Source organism: Pseudomonas sp. Seg1 (assembly GCF_018326005.1).
GTDB lineage: Bacteria > Pseudomonadota > Gammaproteobacteria > Pseudomonadales > Pseudomonadaceae > Aquipseudomonas.
On record NZ_AP021903.1, the window covers coordinates 1358631 to 1374347 of the forward strand.

The window sequence follows — 15717 nt, forward strand, 5'->3', positions numbered from 1 at the left end:
TACGCCAAAGGGGCGCGCATCCTACACCGGTAGTTCACAAGTCGTACAACAGACAGGGAAATGCCCGATATTGGGCAATCCTCTTTGACTTAAGTTCTTACACTTGTAGATCGAAGGTTAAAACTTGTCGCTGCGTAGCCCTATAATGCGCGCCGGTTTTTGGGGTATTGGTCATGAGTACAGAAGATCCGCGGTTTGCAGGCATCGCCCGTTTGTATGGCATCGAAGGCCTGGAGCGCTTGCGCGCCGCCCACGTGGCGATCGTCGGCGTCGGTGGCGTCGGTTCCTGGGCGGCGGAAGCCATGGCCCGTTGTGGTGTCGGCGAAATTTCGCTGTTCGACCTCGACGATGTCTGTGTCAGCAATGCCAATCGGCAGTTGCACGCGCTGGACAGCACCGTCGGCAAGCCCAAGGTCGAAGTGATGGCCGAGCGGTTGCGCGGGATCAACCCGGATTGCAGCGTGCACGCTGTGGCGGATTTCGTGACCCGCGAGACCATGGCCGAGTACATCACGCCGAACATCGATTGCGTGATTGACTGCATCGACGCCGTCAACGCCAAGGCTGCGCTGATCGCCTGGTGCAAGCGCCGCAAGATCCAGATCATCACCACCGGCGGCGCGGGCGGGCAGATTGATCCGACGCTGATTCAGGTCTGCGATCTGAACCGTACGTTCAACGATCCGCTGGCGTCGAAAGTGCGCTCGACGTTGCGCCGTGACTACGGCTTCTCACGCACCGTGACCCGTCATTACAGCGTGCCGTGTGTGTTCTCCACCGAGCAACTGCGCTATCCGAAACCGGACGGCAGTATCTGTTTGCAGAAGAGTTTTGTCGGTGATGGCGTGAAGCTCGACTGCGCGGGCGGTTTTGGCGCGGTGATGATGGTCACGGCGACGTTCGGCATGGTCGCGGCGACCAAGGCTGTGGACAAGATTGTGGCGGGTGTCCGGCGCCCGGCTGACCGAGTGAAACCTCAGGTTTGATCGGTGGAGTTGATGACCTCATCGCTGGCAAGCCAGCTCCCACAGGTATTTGGCAGGTTCACTACATTTGTGAACACCATGGACCCTGTGGGAGCTGGCTTGCCAGCGATAGCGATCAACCTGCCAACTCATTCATCCGCTGGAGCACGGCATTCAGGCCATTGCTGCGCGACGGCGACAACTGGCGCGAAAGGCCGAGTTGATTGAACCAGTCCGGCAAATCAACTTCCTGCAATTCATCAGCGCTCAGTCCATTGACCCGCAACAACAGCAACGCCACCAACCCGCGAATCATCCGCGCATCGCTGCTCGCCGCGAACTGCCAGTGACCATCACGCAATTCCCCAACCAGCCACACCTGACTTTCACACCCATGCACCCGGTTGGCTTCGCACTTGTCCGAGTCATTCAACGGCGCCAGACGATCACCAAACTGCATCAGCAACCGCGCCCGCTGTTCCCAGCCTGCGGCATTCTGAAAGGTGTGCAACGCTTCGGCGGCTTCAGCCGGCAATTTCATCGCAACAACTCCAGTGCCTGATCCAGCGCTTCAAAAAACCGCTCCAGATCTTCGGAATCGTTGTACAGCGCCAGCGACACCCGAATCGCCCCGGCCAGTTCGAAGCTTTTCAGCAACGGCATGGCGCAGTGATGCCCGGCGCGCACGGCGATGCCTTGCTCGGTCAGCAGATGCGCCAGGTCGGCGTTGTGCACACCCTCGACGACAAAACTCGCCAGCGCCAGATGCGGCTTGCCCAGCAGGCGAATGCCATTGCGGGCGGCGAGGCCGCGCAGCAGGTAGTCATGCAACGCGGCTTCGTGAGCAGATACCGCGTCCTGATCCAGCCCGGCGAGATAATCGAGGGTCGCGCCGAGGCCGATCACACTGGCAATCGGCGGCGTGCCTGCCTCGAAACCCAGCGGGGCAGGGCGAAAGCGTGAGTCGTGGTAGTTGGCTTCCAGCACCATCTCACCGCCAAACTGCCACGGCTTCAGCTGTCCGAGCGCGGCATTGCGGCCGAACAACACGCCGAGGCCATCGGGGCCGTACAGTTTGTGGCTGGAAAACACATAAAAATCGCAGCCCAGCGCCTGTACGTCATGCCGACCGTGCACCACGCCTTGGGCGCCATCGAGCACGGTCAGCGCGTTCTGCGCCTTGGCCATGCCAAGCAGTGCAGGCAGTGGTTGCCAGGCGCCGAGCACGTTGGACAACTGGCTGACCGCCAGCAAACGCGTGCGCGGGCCGATCAGATGGACAGCGGCGGCGAGGTCGATCACACCGTCGTCATCCAGCGGCAGGATCACCAGTTTCAGCTGGCGACGTTGCGCCAGTTGCTGCCACGGCAGCAGGTTGGCGTGATGCTCCAGGGCGCTGATGACAATTTCATCGCCCGGATGGAAAAGATGTTCCAGGCCATAAGCCAGGAGATTCAGCGCACTGGTGGCGCCGTGGGTGAAGATGATTTGCCCGCTGTCACCGGCATTGAGCCACTGCGCGACTTTGAGTCGACTGTCTTCGAACGCTTGCGTGGCGTGGGCGCCGGGCAAATGTTGCGCACGATGCACATTGGCCGCGCCGTTGGCGTAGTAATGCGCCAGCGCGTCGAGCAGGGCCTGAGGTTTTTGCGTGGTGGCGGCGTTGTCCAGATAGGTCTGGTCTTGCCGTTGCAGGGCGGCGATGGCCGGGAAATCGGCACGCCAGGGGGAGGGAATCATCACGGTTTATAGCCCTGGTGAAATGGGCGGGATGTACGCCAAATCCTGTAGGAGTGAGCCTGCTCGCGATGGCGTCCGTGAGGGCGCTAAAAGCATCGCGAGCAGGCTCACTCCTACAATGGATTATCCAAGCACTCAGTTGTGAGCGTGCAGCGCTTCGTTCAGTTCGATCGCCGATTTGTGGGTTTTGCATTCCACGGCACCGGTTTCCGAATTGCGACGGAACAGCAGGTCAGTCTGACCGGCCAGCTCACGCGCTTTCACAACTTTGACCAGATTGTTGTTCTCGTCCAGCAGCGCCACTTTGGTGCCGGCGGTCACGTACAGGCCAGACTCGACGGTGTTGCGGTCGCCCAGCGGAATACCGATACCGGCGTTGGCGCCGATCAGGCAGCCTTCGCCGACCTTGATCACGATGTTGCCGCCGCCCGACAGGGTGCCCATGGTCGAGCAACCGCCGCCCAGGTCCGAACCCTTGCCGACGAAAACGCCAGCCGATACGCGGCCTTCGATCATGCCCGGGCCTTCGGTGCCGGCGTTGAAGTTGATGAAGCCTTCGTGCATCACGGTGGTGCCTTCGCCCACGTACGCGCCCAGACGCAGACGTGCGGCATCAGCGATACGCACACCAGCAGGGACAACGTAGTCAGTCATTTTCGGGAACTTGTCCACCGAGAACACTTCCAGCAGCTCGCCACGCAGACGGGCTTCGAGTTGCAGCTCGGCCAGTTCGCTCAGGTCGATCGCACCCTGGCTGGTCCACGCTACGTTCGGCAGCAGCGGGAAGATCCCGGCCAGGCTCACGCCGTGCGGCTTGACCAGGCGATGGGACAGCAGGTGCAGCTTCAGGTACGCCTCAGGCGTGGAAGTCAGTTGTGCGTCTTCGGCCAGCAGGGTGGCGACCAGCGGCTTGTGGCTCTCGGCCAGGCGGGTCAGCAATTTGCCTTGAACGGCGTCGATGCCTTTCACTGCTTCAGCCAGTTGCGCAGCCTGTGCGGTGGTGAAGGTGATGGCCTGGTTGCCTTCGGTGTAGCCGAGGATCGGCGCAACGGCGGCGACCAGTTCGGCCGAAGGGTTGAGCAGTGGCTGTGCGTAGAACACTTCGAGCCAGGCGCCTTGACGGTTTTGCGTGCCGACACCGAAGGCGATGCTGAACAGGGAGTTGGACATGTGAATACCTCTACAAAGAGTGACGGGCTGCTTACTTCAGCGCGGCCGCGTAGATATCTGGCTTGAAGCCAATCAGGGTTCGGTCACCGAGATCGAGCACCGGGCGCTTGATCATCGAGGGTTGAGCGAGCATCAGTTCGATGGCTTTCGCTTGGTCGAGATCGGCTTTGCGTTCGTCGTCGAGTTTGCGAAAGGTCGTGCCTGCACGGTTCAACACCGTTTGCCAGCCGTGCTCGTCACACCATTGAGTCAGGTGTTCACGGTCGATACCGGCGGTTTTGTAATCATGAAAGTCGTAGCTGACAGCGTGTTCATCGAGCCAGGTGCGCGCCTTTTTCATGGTGTCGCAGGCTTTGATGCCGAAAAGGTGCAACGTTTTACTTGAAACCGTCAAGGAATCGCCCCCTTTACAGGTGCTGGAGAAAAATGGTGTCGGATTATGCCATGACCAAACGGTTTCGCGGCGCCTGAGGTCGATTTCCCACCGCAAAACCCTGTAGGAGTGAGCCTGCTCGCGATGGCGATTTACCTGCCACTGGCATTGTTGAATGTTAAACCGTTATCGCGAGCAGGCTCACTCCTAGAAGGGATTTGTGGCAGGGCTGCGACATAGGTGCAACGGTCAGGCACAGCCTAAGCGGCTAATATGGCAGTTCAACGCTGTCGATTGTCTGAGATTTCCGCTTTATGCAAACTGCCTACACCGTCCTGATCCTGCTGATGCTGGTCAGCGTCTCCCGTCTGGTCGGACGGGTCATCCCGCTGCCGCTGCCTTTGGTCCAGATCGCCGCCGGTGCCTTGCTGGCCTGGCCGACGCTGGGTCTGCATGTCGCCCTTGATCCCGAACTTTTCCTGTTTCTGTTCTTGCCGCCGCTGCTGTTTTCCGACGGTTGGCGCATGCCCAAACGTGAACTCTGGCATTTGCGCGGACCGATTCTGACGCTCGCGGTCGGGCTGGTGCTGTTTACGGTGGTGGGCGCCGGGTACTTCATCCATTGGCTGCTGCCGACAATTCCACTGCCGGTGGCTTTCGCGTTGGCCGCTGTGCTGTCGCCAACGGACGCTGTGGCGGTGTCGGCCATCTCGCAAAACCGTTTGCCCACGCCGTTGATGCATATGTTGCAAGGCGAGGCGTTGATGAACGACGCGTCCGGTCTGGTGACGTTCAAGTTTGCCTTGGCTGCCGCCGTGACGGGCGTTTTCTCGCTGACCAACGCCAGCCTGACCTTTGTGGTCGTGGCACTTGGAGGCTTGGCGGTCGGCGTCGCGTTGAGCTGGCTGGTCGGGCGATTGCGGGCATGGATGATCGCCCGAGGCTGGGATGACCCGGCGACTCACGTGGTGTTCATGCTGTTGTTGCCGTTTGCCGCCTATGTACTGGCCGAGCGTCTCGGTGTATCGGGCATCCTGTCGGCGGTCGCGGCGGGAATGATGCAGAGCTGGCTCGATCTGTTGCCGCGCCAGACCAGCACGCGCCTGCTTAACCGGAGCGTCTGGTCGCTGCTGGAGTTTGCTTTCAACGGTTTGATTTTTCTGCTGCTGGGTCTGCAACTGCCGGACATCATCAAAGCCGTGGTCAGCCATGAGCCGACGCTGTGGCCAACGCTGCTGTATCGCTGCCTCGATGTGCTGGCGATTTTCCTCGCGTTAGTGCTGCTGCGATTTATCTGGGTGCAAAGCATCTGGCGTTTGTCAGTGCTGTTGCGACGATTGCGCGGCAAGGGAGATCTGACGCAAGTCCCGACCGCCCGCTCCTGCTGGCTGCTGACAGTCGGCGGTGTACGCGGCGCGGTAACGCTGGCGGGTGTGATGTCGGTGCCGATGTTGATGGGGAGTGAGGCATTTCCCGAGCGTGACCTGCTGATTTTCATTGCCGCCGGGGTGATTCTGCTGTCACTGGTCTCGGCATGTATCGCCTTGCCATTGCTGTTGCGCGGCATCGAAAAAAGCCCTGACGATAAACGCCGTCAGGAAGTCCGGGACGCCTGGCGCAAGACCGCCGAAGCGGCGATCCATGCGCTGGAAACCGAAGAGGTCGGCCCGCAGGATGCCGCGCAAGCGGCGCTGTCGGCAGAATTGAAGGCGCGGATCATGTCCGAGTACCGCCATCAACTCGACGTCTTCAACGATTCCGCCGAAGCCCAGGCGCTGGCGTTCCAGATGGATCTGCTGGAACGCCGTTTACGCTTGAAGGCGCTGCGCGCGCAACGCCTGGAGCTGTACAGCCTCAGCCGTCAACATGAGATTGGTGATGACGTGCTCAGGGAAGTATTGGCTGACCTTGACCTGAGTGAAGCGAATCTGGGGCAGGTCAAGTAGGCAGTTGCCAGTAGTCAAGGGCGGGATAAGCTTGTCTGGCGAAGAGTTTGTCCCCTTCGCTGAGGGTCATGTTGTCGCCGATATCCCATTTTTTGTAGGTGAGAAATTCGGGAGTCGGGTAATGCATGATCGAGTGTCTGTCGTAGCTGCCGAGGAATGCCGACTGCCTGGAGTCAAGGTTGAAGAAGTTGTGATCAACCTGGGATTTGCTCCAGCCATGGTTCTGTTTGAAAAAGTCATAGGCGGCGGGTTTGTCCCACGGGATGTTAGCGTCGGGATGCAGATGCGCATGATGAAATCCCAGCGCATGGCCGAATTCATGCAGGATCGTTTGCTCAAAAAAACGATCATCAGGGCTTTTGCCTATCACCAGGGTGGGCTCGTCCGGATCCTCTTGCAGGGCCCATGTGCCAATGGCCGAGTAACTGTCGTTGCCTTCCACTGCAATGCGTATCTGGCCGTCGCCGTCATCGACCAGTTCGAGCGCCAGGCTGATAAAGGGCTCCCATCGCCTGAGGCAGAATTCTATCCTTACCCTTAGATTGGCCGGTACGTCCTCTTTGAACGAGAAGGTCACCGTACTGGCGTTTTCCCAGAAGCTGTTTGAGTAAGCGACTGAACGCCTGTGGCGCGTTTGCGGAGGGAGGTTCTGTCGGGCTTGTTCCTGGCGAGTGCCGGGCTCCAGCATTCTCACAAAATGACAGGTGTGCATGGTCAATATCCTTATTGATTGTGAACGTCGTGCCTTGATCCGTAAGGCGTCGCGTTTGGAAAAGGGAAGGTAATAGGCTTTGTACTTTTTTGGCTGGTCGAAGTTGTAACTTGATACTGATAACAAATCCCCGTCTGCGTGAAACAGCGAGCAGGGTATTCCCGCACGGCATTGCACCGTGCGGGATATAAGTTTTACGAGCGATGACGGGTAATGAAGTTTCGAATGCGTTCGGCGGCTTCAACGCATTCCGCCAGTGGCGCAACCAACGCCATCCGCACTCGACCTGCCCCCGGATTGACGCCATCCACGTCACGAGACAAATAGGAGCCGGGCACGACAGTCACATGTTCTTCGGCAAACAGATCCCGGCAAAACGCCGCATCGTCGCCTTGCACATTCGGCCACAAGTAGAAGCTGCCATCCGGACGTTGTACGTCCATCACCGGGCTGAGAATCTCCAGCACCGCGTCGAACTTCTCGCGATACAACGCACGGTTGGCGCGTACATGCACTTCATCATTCCACGCAGCGACGCTGGCCAGTTGCGTTTGTACCGGCATCGCACAACCGTGGTAGGTGCGATACAGCAGGAAACCCTTGAGGATGTCGGCGTCGCCGGCGACGAAACCGGAGCGCAGGCCCGGCAGGTTGGAGCGCTTGGACAAGCTGTGGAACACCACACAGCGTTTGAAGTCCTTGCGGCCCAGTTCGACGCAGGCTGTGAGCAAACCCGGCGGCGGGGTCTGTTCGTCGAAGTACAGTTCGCTGTAGCACTCGTCGGCGGCGATGACGAAGTCGTATTCGTCGGCCAGCGCTATGAGCTTTTTCAGGGTCTCGACCGGGATCAGTGCGCCGGTCGGGTTGCCCGGCGAGCACAGAAACAGGATCTGGCAGCGCTTCCAGATATCCGGCGACACCGCGTCAAAGTCAGGATTGAAGCCGTTTTCATCAAGGCATGGCAGGTAATGCGGCTTGGCTCCGGCGAGAAACGCGGCGCCTTCGTAGATCTGATAGAACGGGTTGGGGCTGACCACCAGTGCGTCGTCGCCACGGTTGACCACGGTCTGGGTAAACGCGAACAACGCTTCGCGGGTACCGTTGACCGGCAGCACGTTACGCGCCGGATCGATCCAGCCGGTTGGCACGCCAAAGCGGCGTTCGCACCAGCCAGCGATGGCTTCGCGCAGGGCGGGAATACCGAGGGTGGTCGGGTACACGGCCATCTGATCCAGACTGTTCGCCAGCGCCTCGGCGACGAAGCTTGGCGAACGGTGTTTCGGCTCACCGATCGACAGCGCGATCGGACGCTTGTCCGGGTTTGGCGTCACGCTGCCGAGCAGGGCGCGGAGCTTCTCGAACGGGTAGGGCTGGAGCTGGTTCAGAGCGTTGTTCATTTGGGCCTCTTTTAATGTGCAAGAGATTTCTGTAGCGAGGGGATTTATCCCCGATGGGCTGCGGAGCAGCCCCCAAAACCATGATTGATAGTATGTCTGGCAGACCACTGTTGCAGGTTTTGGGGCCACTTCGCGGCCCATCGGGGATGAATCCCCTCACCACAAGAAATTCGCTTTCACAGGGGGAAATGGGTGAGTTCAGATACTGATGCGCGAAAGCTTGATATCGGGTTCCTGATTGACGCTCAACTGTTCAACGATCGCATCCTGCAAGCGACTGCACAGCAAGGGGTCGGATAACGGCTGGTTGTGGGCATCAGTGATGAAAAACACGTCCTCTACCCGTTCGCCCAATGTCGCAATCTTGGCGTTCTGCAGCGACAGGTCGAACTCGAGGAAGATCCCGCCGATTCGCGCCAGCAGTCCCGGGCGATCCGGCGCAGTGAGTTCCAGCACCGTCACCGGTCGTTGAGCGTCGTTGTGGATCGTCACCTGCGGTGCGAAGGCAAAGTGCTTCAGCTGGCGCGGTACCCGGCGCTGAATAATCGTCGGGTAGTCGTCCGGGTTGCGCAGGGCTTCGGTCAGGCCCTCGCGGATCTGCTTGATCCGTGCCGGGTTGTCGCCGATGGATTCGCCGTCGTTGTCGAGCACGATGTAGGTGTCGAGGGTGAATTGGCTGCTTGAGGTAATGACCCGGGCATCGTGAATGTTCAGGTTGAGCTGATCCATTGCGGCCACGGTTACGGCGAAGAAGTCGTGTTGATCCGGTGCGTAAATGAAGATCTGCGTGCCGCCCTCGAACTCGCGCTGGGTGGTTTCCTTGATCAGCACCAGCGGCCCGCCATCGGCCGGCTGCTGGAGGATCGCGTCGCTGTGCCAGGCCACATCGCCAGCGGTGTGGCGCAGGAAATAGTCATCGCCCAGTTGCGCCCACAATTGTTCGACATCGTCCGGGTCGGTGCCGCCGCGCACCAGAATGTCCAGCGCCGCGCTCTGGGTCTGGCGAATCTGCTCTTCGCGATCCACCGGGTTCTCCAGGCCACGGCGCAGGGCACGCTTGGTCTCGGTGTAGAGCTGGCGCAACAGGCTGGCACGCCACGAGTTCCACAGCGTCGGGTTGGTTGCGTTGATGTCGGCCACGGTCAGCACGTACAGGTAGTCGAGGCGGGTTTCGTCGCCGACGGCTTGTGCGAAGTCATGAATCACCTGCGGGTCGGACAAGTCCTTGCGCTGCGCGGTGGTCGACATCACCAGATGGTTTTGCACCAGCCAGACGATCAAGCGGCTGTCCCACACCGGTAATTGATGGCGCTGGCAGAACGCTTCGGCATCGACGGCGCCGATCTCCGAGTGATCGCCATGCCGGCCTTTGCCGATGTCGTGATACAGGCCGGCCATGTAGATCAGCTCGGGCTTGGGCAGTTTGGCCATGAGCTTGGCGGCCAGCGGGAATTTTTCCGAGACCTGGGTGTACTGAAGCTTACGCAGGTGCTTGATCAGGTTCAGCGTGTGCGCATCGACCGTATAGATGTGGAACAGGTCGTGCTGCATCTGCCCGACAATGAAACCGAACTCCGGCAAATAACGCCCGAGAATGCCGTAACGATTCATCCGGCGCAGGTTGCGGTGGATGCCGATCTTGCACTTGAACAGCTCGATGAACAGGCTGGTGTTGCGGATGTCATTGCGGAAATTGTCGTCGATCAAATGACGGTTTTCGCGCAGCAGGCGAATGGTGTCGGCGCGCACCCCTTTGATTTCCGGCTGCTGCGCCATCAGCACGAAGATCTCGAGCATGGCGAACGGCGTGCGGCGGAACACGTTGTCGTTGCGCGCCTCGATATAGCCATCGTGCAACTGGAAGCGCGAGTTGATTGGCTGCGGCGGCGCTTCGTCCTCAGGGGCGAGGATGACTTCTTCGAAGTGCTGGATGATCAGGTCGCTGAGCTGGGCGATGCTCATCACCACGCGGAAATACTGTTGCATGAAGTTTTCGACAGCCTGTTTGGCGTCGTCACCTTCGAAGCCGAGCAGGCCGGCGATGGTGCGTTGATGATCGAACAGCAGGCGGTCTTCCGAGCGACCGGCAAGCATGTGCAGGGCGTAGCGGACTTTCCAGAGGAATTCCTGAGAGGAGGCGAGAAGGGCGTTTTCGCTCTCGACCAGGAAGCCTTCGCCAGCGAGGGCGCGCAGGTTCAGGGTGCCGTACTGGCGACGGGCAACCCATAGAATCGTCTGGATATCCCGTAGGCCGCCGGGCGAGCCTTTGACGTTGGGTTCCAGGTTGTATTCGGTGTCGTTGTACTTGTGGTGGCGAGCTTTCTGTTCGGCGCGCTTGGCCAGGAAAAACTCCTTGGCCGGCCACATGTGTGCGGTGCTGGTGACGTCGAGCATGCGTTGGCGCAGGCGCTCGGGACCGCAGATGGTGCGGCTTTCCATCAGGTTGGTGACGACTGTCAGGTCGGCGCGGGCCTCTTCGGCGCATTCGTCGACCGAGCGCACGCTCTGGCCGACTTCCAGGCCGATATCCCACAGCAGCGTCAGAAAACGCTCGATGGAATCGCGGAAAACTTCGTGATCGGCGCTGTCCAGCAGGATCAGCAAGTCGATGTCGGAATAGGGGTGTAACTCGCCACGGCCATAGCCGCCGACCGCAACCAGCGCGATGTCGGCGTCTTCACTCCAGTTGAACTGCTCCCAGGCCTTTTGCAGGATGTTATCGACGAACCAGGCACGGTCCTCGATCAGCCGACGGATATCACGGCCGTTGCGAAAACGTGCGTCGAGCACTTCGCGGGCCTGGCGGATCGCCTTCTTGAATGCGGCGATAGGGCTCGCTTTCAGGGCCAGTTCAGCCTGGAACTGGCCGCGGTCGAAGAGTTCGGGATCCACCTGCGGCATCGATTGGCTTTCCTTCTATAAGGCTGGGAGCGTTCTGGGGGTCAGGCCGACATGCGCGGGATGGTGTCGTCGGCGCGCAGGGTGAAGATCTCGTAGCCGGTGTCAGTGACCAGCAGGGTGTGTTCCCACTGCGCCGAAAGCTTGCGGTCCTTGGTGATCGCGGTCCAGCCGTCGCCCAATACCTTGGTGTCGGCCTTGCCCTGGTTGATCATCGGCTCGATGGTGAAGGTCATGCCGGCCTTGAGTTCCATGCCGGTGCCGGCGCGGCCGTAGTGCAGGATCTGTGGCTCTTCGTGGAACACCTTGCCGATGCCGTGGCCGCAGAACTCGCGTACTACCGAGAAGCCGTTCTTTTCGGCGTGCTTCTGGATCACTTCACCGATGTCGCCCAGGCGGCAGCCGGGTTTGACGATCTCGATCGCCTTGTACATGCATTCCTGAGTGATCTGCGACAGACGCTCGGCCCAGACCGGCACGGTGCCGACGTGGAACATGCGGCTGGTATCGCCGTGGTAACCGTCCTTGATCACGGTGACGTCGATGTTCAAGGTGTCGCCGTTTTTCAGCGGCTTGTCATTCGGGATGCCGTGGCAGACCACATGGTTGATCGAGGTGCAGATCGACTTTGGGTAACCTTTGTAGTTGAGCGGGGCAGGGATGGCTTGCTGCACGTTGACGATGTAGTCGTGGCAGATCTGGTTCAGCTCATCGGTGGTAACGCCCGGTTTGACATGTTCGGCAATCATTTCCAGCACATCGGCGGCCAGTTTGCCGGCGACACGCATGCCAGCGATGTCCTCGGGGGTTTTGAGGTTGACGGTCATACAGGCTCTCTCTGCGCTCGGCGGCGCTTGCTGATACGGATAGGGTGGCAGCTGTGCGTTTTGCGACCCTGAAAAACGCGATTCTACCAGACGGAAGGAGCAAATCCGCGCCTGCGTGTATCGCTTGTCTCTATACAATGGTGCGCCCAGGGCCGATTCCAAGGGGGCCGAGCCCATGTCCTTGGTGCGATTGCAGATTTCGGGTTCCGTTTCTGCCTTCCCTGTGATATAAAATGCGCCGCTTTCCGGGGATACCCCGAAAGGCTTAAATCCACACACGTGTCGACACGATGACCTGGGTGCTTTTGGCTTTATGCCACTGGTTGGTCATTGGGATACGTGGAGGCCAAACCCGACTTATTAAGGAACTATCATGTCCCAAGTCAACATGCGCGATATGCTGAAGGCCGGTGTGCACTTCGGTCACCAAACCCGTTACTGGAATCCGAAAATGGGTAAGTACATTTTCGGCGCGCGTAACAAGATTCACATCATCAACCTTGAAAAAACCCTGCCAATGTTCAACGAAGCTCTGACTTTCGTAGAGCGTCTGGCCCAGGGCAAAAACAAGATTCTGTTCGTCGGCACCAAGCGTTCCGCTGGCAAGATCGTTGCTGAAGAAGCAGCACGTTGCGGTTCGCCGTACGTCGATCACCGCTGGTTGGGCGGCATGCTGACCAACTTCAAAACCATTCGTGCTTCCATCAAGCGTCTGCGTGACCTTGAAGTTCAGGCCGAAGACGGTACTTTCGCCAAGCTGACCAAGAAAGAAGCGCTGATGCGCTCCCGTGATCTTGAGAAGCTGGATCGCTCCCTGGGCGGCATCAAGGACATGGGCGGTCTGCCAGACGCACTGTTCGTGATCGACGTTGACCACGAGCGCATCGCGATCACCGAAGCCAACAAGCTGGGCATCCCGGTAATCGGCGTTGTCGATACCAACAGCAGCCCGGAAGGCGTTGACTACATCATCCCAGGCAACGATGACGCAATCCGCGCTATCCAGCTGTACATGGGTTCGATGGCTGACGCAGTTATCCGTGGTCGCAACAATGTTGGCGGCGGCACTGTAGAATTCGCAGCTGAAGAAACTCAGGCTGCAGCTGAGTAATTAACGCCCTGGCGTTGACTCAGTAAGCAAAAAGGGGGCCTGGCCCCCTTTTTGCCACCTCGAAAACCGTTGTCGGCGCCCACGTGTGGCAGCGCTCACCCTGCACCTGTAACGTGCAGCGGCTACAACGGTGGTTCGGGAAGAATTGAACGCCCGTTCGATCGGGTGGAATGGTTGAAAACCTATCCAAGAGGAATTTGAAAATGGCAGCAATTACTGCAGCGTTGGTTAAAGAACTGCGCGAGCGTACCGGCGAAGGCATGATGGATTGCAAGAAAGCCCTGGAAAAGGCTGACGGCGACATCGAAAAAGCCATTGATGATATGCGTGCTTCGGGCGCGATCAAAGCTGCGAAAAAGGCTGGCAACGTTGCCGCTGAAGGCGCAATCGCAATCAAGGACGACGGTAAAGCTGCCGTTATCCTGGAAGTGAACTCGCAGACCGACTTCCTGGCTCTGCAAGACGACTTCAAAAACTTTGTTGCTGCCAGCGTTGAAAAAGCCTTCGCTGACAAGCTGACCGACGCTGCTCCGCTGATCGCTGCTCAAGAAGCCGCTCGCGAAGCACTGGTTGCCAAAGTAGGCGAGAACGTGAACATCCGTCGTCTGACCCGTATTGAAGGTGACGTTGTAGGTTCGTACCTGCACGGCAACAAGATCGGTGTGGTTGTGGCTCTGAAAGGCGGTGACGTCGAGCTGGCCAAAGACATCGCGATGCACGTAGCTGCAAGCAACCCTGAGTTCCTGCTGCCTTCGCAAGTTTCCGATGAAGCGATCGAGCGTGAAAAAGCTGTGTTCCTGCAGCTGAACGAAGAAAAAATCAAAGGCAAGCCAGAAAACATTGTTGAGAACATGGTCAAAGGCCGTATCAGCAAGTTCCTGGCAGAAGCGAGCCTGGTTGAGCAGGCGTTCGTCAAGAACCCTGAAATCAAGGTTGGCGAGCTGGCCAAGAAAGGCGGCGCAGAAATCGTTTCCTTCACTTACTACAAAGTAGGTGATGGCATCGAGAAGCCGGTCGACAACTTCGCTGAAGAAGTTGCTGCCCAGCTGGCTGCCGCCAAGCAATAAGACGGTTTTCAACTGTCGCCCGAAAGAGGCTGCCCGCTCACGCGCGCAGCCTCTTTTCAGATGGGGTTATCAATTTTTAATTGGTTTCCACTTGGAACTGACTTACAAAGCCATGTTCCGATGGCGCTGAAGCAGCGCCAAGCTAGAGTGAACGCCAGCTGTAAACAGCTCGCAAAGAATTTTTAAATACGCCGCAGGAGAGATTCGCAATGGCTCAGCAGGGCAGTGGTTATCAGGCTCGCTATAAACGCATTCTACTCAAGCTTAGCGGCGAGGCCCTGATGGGCTCGGAAGAGTTCGGGATCGATCCAAAAGTGCTGGATCGGATGGCGCTGGAAGTCGGCCAACTGGTCGGCATCGGCGTACAGGTCGGTCTGGTGATCGGCGGTGGCAACCTGTTCCGCGGTGAAGCGCTGAGCAAAGCCGGCATGGATCGGGTTACAGGCGACCACATGGGCATGCTGGCCACTGTGATGAACGCCCTGGCCATGCGTGATGCGTTGGAGCGTGCCAATATCTCGGCCATCGTGATGTCGGCCATTTCCATGGTTGGCGTGACCGATCATTATGATCGCCGCAAAGCCATGCGCCACCTGAACTCCAAGGACGTCGTAATCTTCGCGGCCGGTACCGGCAATCCGTTCTTTACCACGGATTCGGCAGCCTGCCTGCGTGCAATCGAAATCGATGCCGACGTCGTTCTGAAGGCGACCAAGGTCGATGGCGTCTACACCGCAGACCCGTTCAAAGACCCGCATGCCGAGAAGTTCGATCATCTGACTTATGATGAAGTCCTGGATCGCAAGCTGGGTGTAATGGACCTGACGGCTATTTGCCTGTGCCGCGACCACAAAATGCCGCTGCGCGTATTCAACATGAACAAGCCCGGCGCCCTGCTGAACATCGTGCATGGCGGCGCTGAAGGCACTCTGATCGAGGAAGTCCAACAATGATCAACGAAATCAAGAAAGACGCTAAAGAGCGCATGACGAAGTCGGTTGAGTCCCTGGCTCACAACTTCGGCCGCATCCGTACCGGCCAAGCGCACCCAAGCATTCTGGAAGGCGTGATGGTGCCGTACTACGGCTCTGACACCCCGATCAAGCAAGTCGCCAACATCACCGTCAAAGACGCGCGTACCCTGCAAGTTGTCGCGTTCGAGCGCAACATGCTCGGTGCTGTGGACAAAGCGATCGGCAGTGCAGGCCTGAACCTGAACCCGACCAACCTGGGTGAGCTGCTGCTGATCAGCATGCCGGCCCTGACCGAAGAAACCCGTCGCGGTTTCACCAAGCAGGCGCGTGATGTGGCTGAAGACGCCCGTGTTGCCGTGCGCAACATTCGTCGTGATGCCAACAGCTCGCTGAAGGACCTGGTCAAGGAAAAAGAGATCAGCGAAGACGAAGAGCGTCGCGCCACTGGCGAGATCGACGATCTGACCAAGAAATTCGTGGCTGAAATCGACGCGAAGCTGGCAGAGAAAGAAAAAGACCTGATGGCCGTATAAGGGT

General features: G+C 58.8%; 14 protein-coding genes. 6 read left to right on the forward strand and 8 right to left on the reverse strand.

What is annotated here, in order from left to right:
- Positions 1–173: 173 nt before the first annotated feature.
- Entirely contained in the window at positions 174–986 is an 813-nt protein-coding gene (gene tcdA, locus KI231_RS05840; RefSeq protein ID WP_502937279.1) for a tRNA cyclic N6-threonylcarbamoyladenosine(37) synthase TcdA, read from the forward strand.
- A gap of 115 nt (positions 987–1101) precedes the next feature.
- Here the strand turns inward: tcdA and KI231_RS05845 are convergent, their stop codons facing one another.
- The 4 genes from KI231_RS05845 to KI231_RS05860 form a co-directional block, all read right to left on the reverse strand.
- Positions 1102–1506, reverse strand: a complete 405-nt coding sequence (locus KI231_RS05845) for a SufE family protein (protein WP_103303042.1) — start codon at positions 1504–1506, stop codon at positions 1102–1104.
- Positions 1503–2708, reverse strand: coding sequence for an aminotransferase class V-fold PLP-dependent enzyme (locus KI231_RS05850; RefSeq protein WP_213027692.1), 1206 nt, complete (start codon positions 2706–2708; stop codon positions 1503–1505). Before KI231_RS05850 ends, KI231_RS05845 begins: the two co-directional genes overlap by 4 nt.
- A gap of 132 nt (positions 2709–2840) precedes the next feature.
- Positions 2841–3875 carry a 2,3,4,5-tetrahydropyridine-2,6-dicarboxylate N-succinyltransferase gene (gene dapD / locus KI231_RS05855; protein WP_011332675.1) on the reverse strand — a complete coding sequence of 345 codons (1035 nt, stop codon included), beginning with the start codon at positions 3873–3875 and terminating at the stop codon, positions 2841–2843.
- A 31-nt stretch (positions 3876–3906) separates the two neighbouring features.
- A complete protein-coding gene (locus KI231_RS05860) occupies positions 3907–4269 on the reverse strand; it encodes an ArsC family reductase (RefSeq protein WP_213027693.1) in 363 nt (120 codons plus the stop codon).
- A 293-nt stretch (positions 4270–4562) separates the two neighbouring features.
- Here KI231_RS05860 and KI231_RS05865 point away from each other — a divergent pair, with 293 nt between their 5' ends.
- A complete protein-coding gene (locus KI231_RS05865) occupies positions 4563–6194 on the forward strand; it encodes a Na+/H+ antiporter (protein WP_103303039.1) in 1632 nt (543 codons plus the stop codon).
- On the opposite strand, the gene KI231_RS05870 is transcribed toward KI231_RS05865, so the two are convergent.
- From KI231_RS05870 to map, 4 genes are all read right to left on the reverse strand, one after another.
- Complete coding sequence (locus KI231_RS05870; protein ID WP_249412102.1) at positions 6187–6906, reverse strand: M12 family metallopeptidase; 720 nt, start codon at positions 6904–6906, stop codon at positions 6187–6189. The two genes, KI231_RS05865 and KI231_RS05870, sit on opposite strands and share 8 nt — an antisense overlap.
- 194 nt (positions 6907–7100) lie before the next feature.
- Positions 7101–8303: a succinyldiaminopimelate transaminase gene (gene dapC / locus KI231_RS05875; protein WP_103303038.1), complete on the reverse strand. Its 1203-nt coding sequence runs from the start codon at positions 8301–8303 to the stop codon at positions 7101–7103.
- A gap of 198 nt (positions 8304–8501) precedes the next feature.
- Complete coding sequence (locus KI231_RS05880) at positions 8502–11204, reverse strand: [protein-PII] uridylyltransferase (protein WP_103303037.1); 2703 nt, start codon at positions 11202–11204, stop codon at positions 8502–8504.
- 41 nt (positions 11205–11245) lie between these two features.
- Positions 11246–12028: a type I methionyl aminopeptidase gene (gene map / locus KI231_RS05885; RefSeq protein WP_213027694.1), complete on the reverse strand. Its 783-nt coding sequence runs from the start codon at positions 12026–12028 to the stop codon at positions 11246–11248.
- A gap of 373 nt (positions 12029–12401) precedes the next feature.
- Between map and rpsB the strand changes: the two genes are divergently transcribed.
- The 4 genes from rpsB (at position 12402) to frr (ending at position 15713) form a co-directional block, all read left to right on the forward strand.
- Positions 12402–13139, forward strand: a complete 738-nt coding sequence (rpsB, locus tag KI231_RS05890) for a 30S ribosomal protein S2 (protein ID WP_103303035.1) — start codon at positions 12402–12404, stop codon at positions 13137–13139.
- A gap of 203 nt (positions 13140–13342) precedes the next feature.
- Positions 13343–14206, forward strand: a complete 864-nt coding sequence (gene tsf, locus KI231_RS05895; RefSeq protein ID WP_103303034.1) for a translation elongation factor Ts — start codon at positions 13343–13345, stop codon at positions 14204–14206.
- Between the two features lie 209 nt (positions 14207–14415).
- Complete coding sequence (gene pyrH, locus KI231_RS05900; RefSeq protein ID WP_011332683.1) at positions 14416–15159, forward strand: UMP kinase; 744 nt, start codon at positions 14416–14418, stop codon at positions 15157–15159.
- Complete coding sequence (frr, locus tag KI231_RS05905) at positions 15156–15713, forward strand: ribosome recycling factor (protein ID WP_096819627.1); 558 nt, start codon at positions 15156–15158, stop codon at positions 15711–15713. Before pyrH ends, frr begins: the two co-directional genes overlap by 4 nt.
- Positions 15714–15717 lie beyond the last annotated feature (4 nt).

Excerpts from the sequence above, each read along its gene's own strand:
- KI231_RS05865 (WP_103303039.1), top strand. The coding sequence starts at position 4,563 with ATGCAAACTGCCTACACCGTCCTGATCCTGCTGATGCTGGTCAGCGTC.
- map (WP_213027694.1), bottom strand. The coding sequence starts at position 12,028 with ATGACCGTCAACCTCAAAACCCCCGAGGACATCGCTGGCATGCGTGTC.
- KI231_RS05845 (WP_103303042.1), bottom strand. The coding sequence starts at position 1,506 with ATGAAATTGCCGGCTGAAGCCGCCGAAGCGTTGCACACCTTTCAGAAT.
- rpsB (WP_103303035.1), top strand. The coding sequence starts at position 12,402 with ATGTCCCAAGTCAACATGCGCGATATGCTGAAGGCCGGTGTGCACTTC.
- tcdA (WP_502937279.1), top strand. The coding sequence starts at position 174 with ATGAGTACAGAAGATCCGCGGTTTGCAGGCATCGCCCGTTTGTATGGC.
- pyrH (WP_011332683.1), top strand. The coding sequence starts at position 14,416 with ATGGCTCAGCAGGGCAGTGGTTATCAGGCTCGCTATAAACGCATTCTA.
- frr (WP_096819627.1), top strand. The coding sequence starts at position 15,156 with ATGATCAACGAAATCAAGAAAGACGCTAAAGAGCGCATGACGAAGTCG.
- KI231_RS05880 (WP_103303037.1), bottom strand. The coding sequence starts at position 11,204 with ATGCCGCAGGTGGATCCCGAACTCTTCGACCGCGGCCAGTTCCAGGCT.
- dapC (WP_103303038.1), bottom strand. The coding sequence starts at position 8,303 with ATGAACAACGCTCTGAACCAGCTCCAGCCCTACCCGTTCGAGAAGCTC.
- tsf (WP_103303034.1), top strand. The coding sequence starts at position 13,343 with ATGGCAGCAATTACTGCAGCGTTGGTTAAAGAACTGCGCGAGCGTACC.
- KI231_RS05870 (WP_249412102.1), bottom strand. The coding sequence starts at position 6,906 with ATGCACACCTGTCATTTTGTGAGAATGCTGGAGCCCGGCACTCGCCAG.
- dapD (WP_011332675.1), bottom strand. The coding sequence starts at position 3,875 with ATGTCCAACTCCCTGTTCAGCATCGCCTTCGGTGTCGGCACGCAAAAC.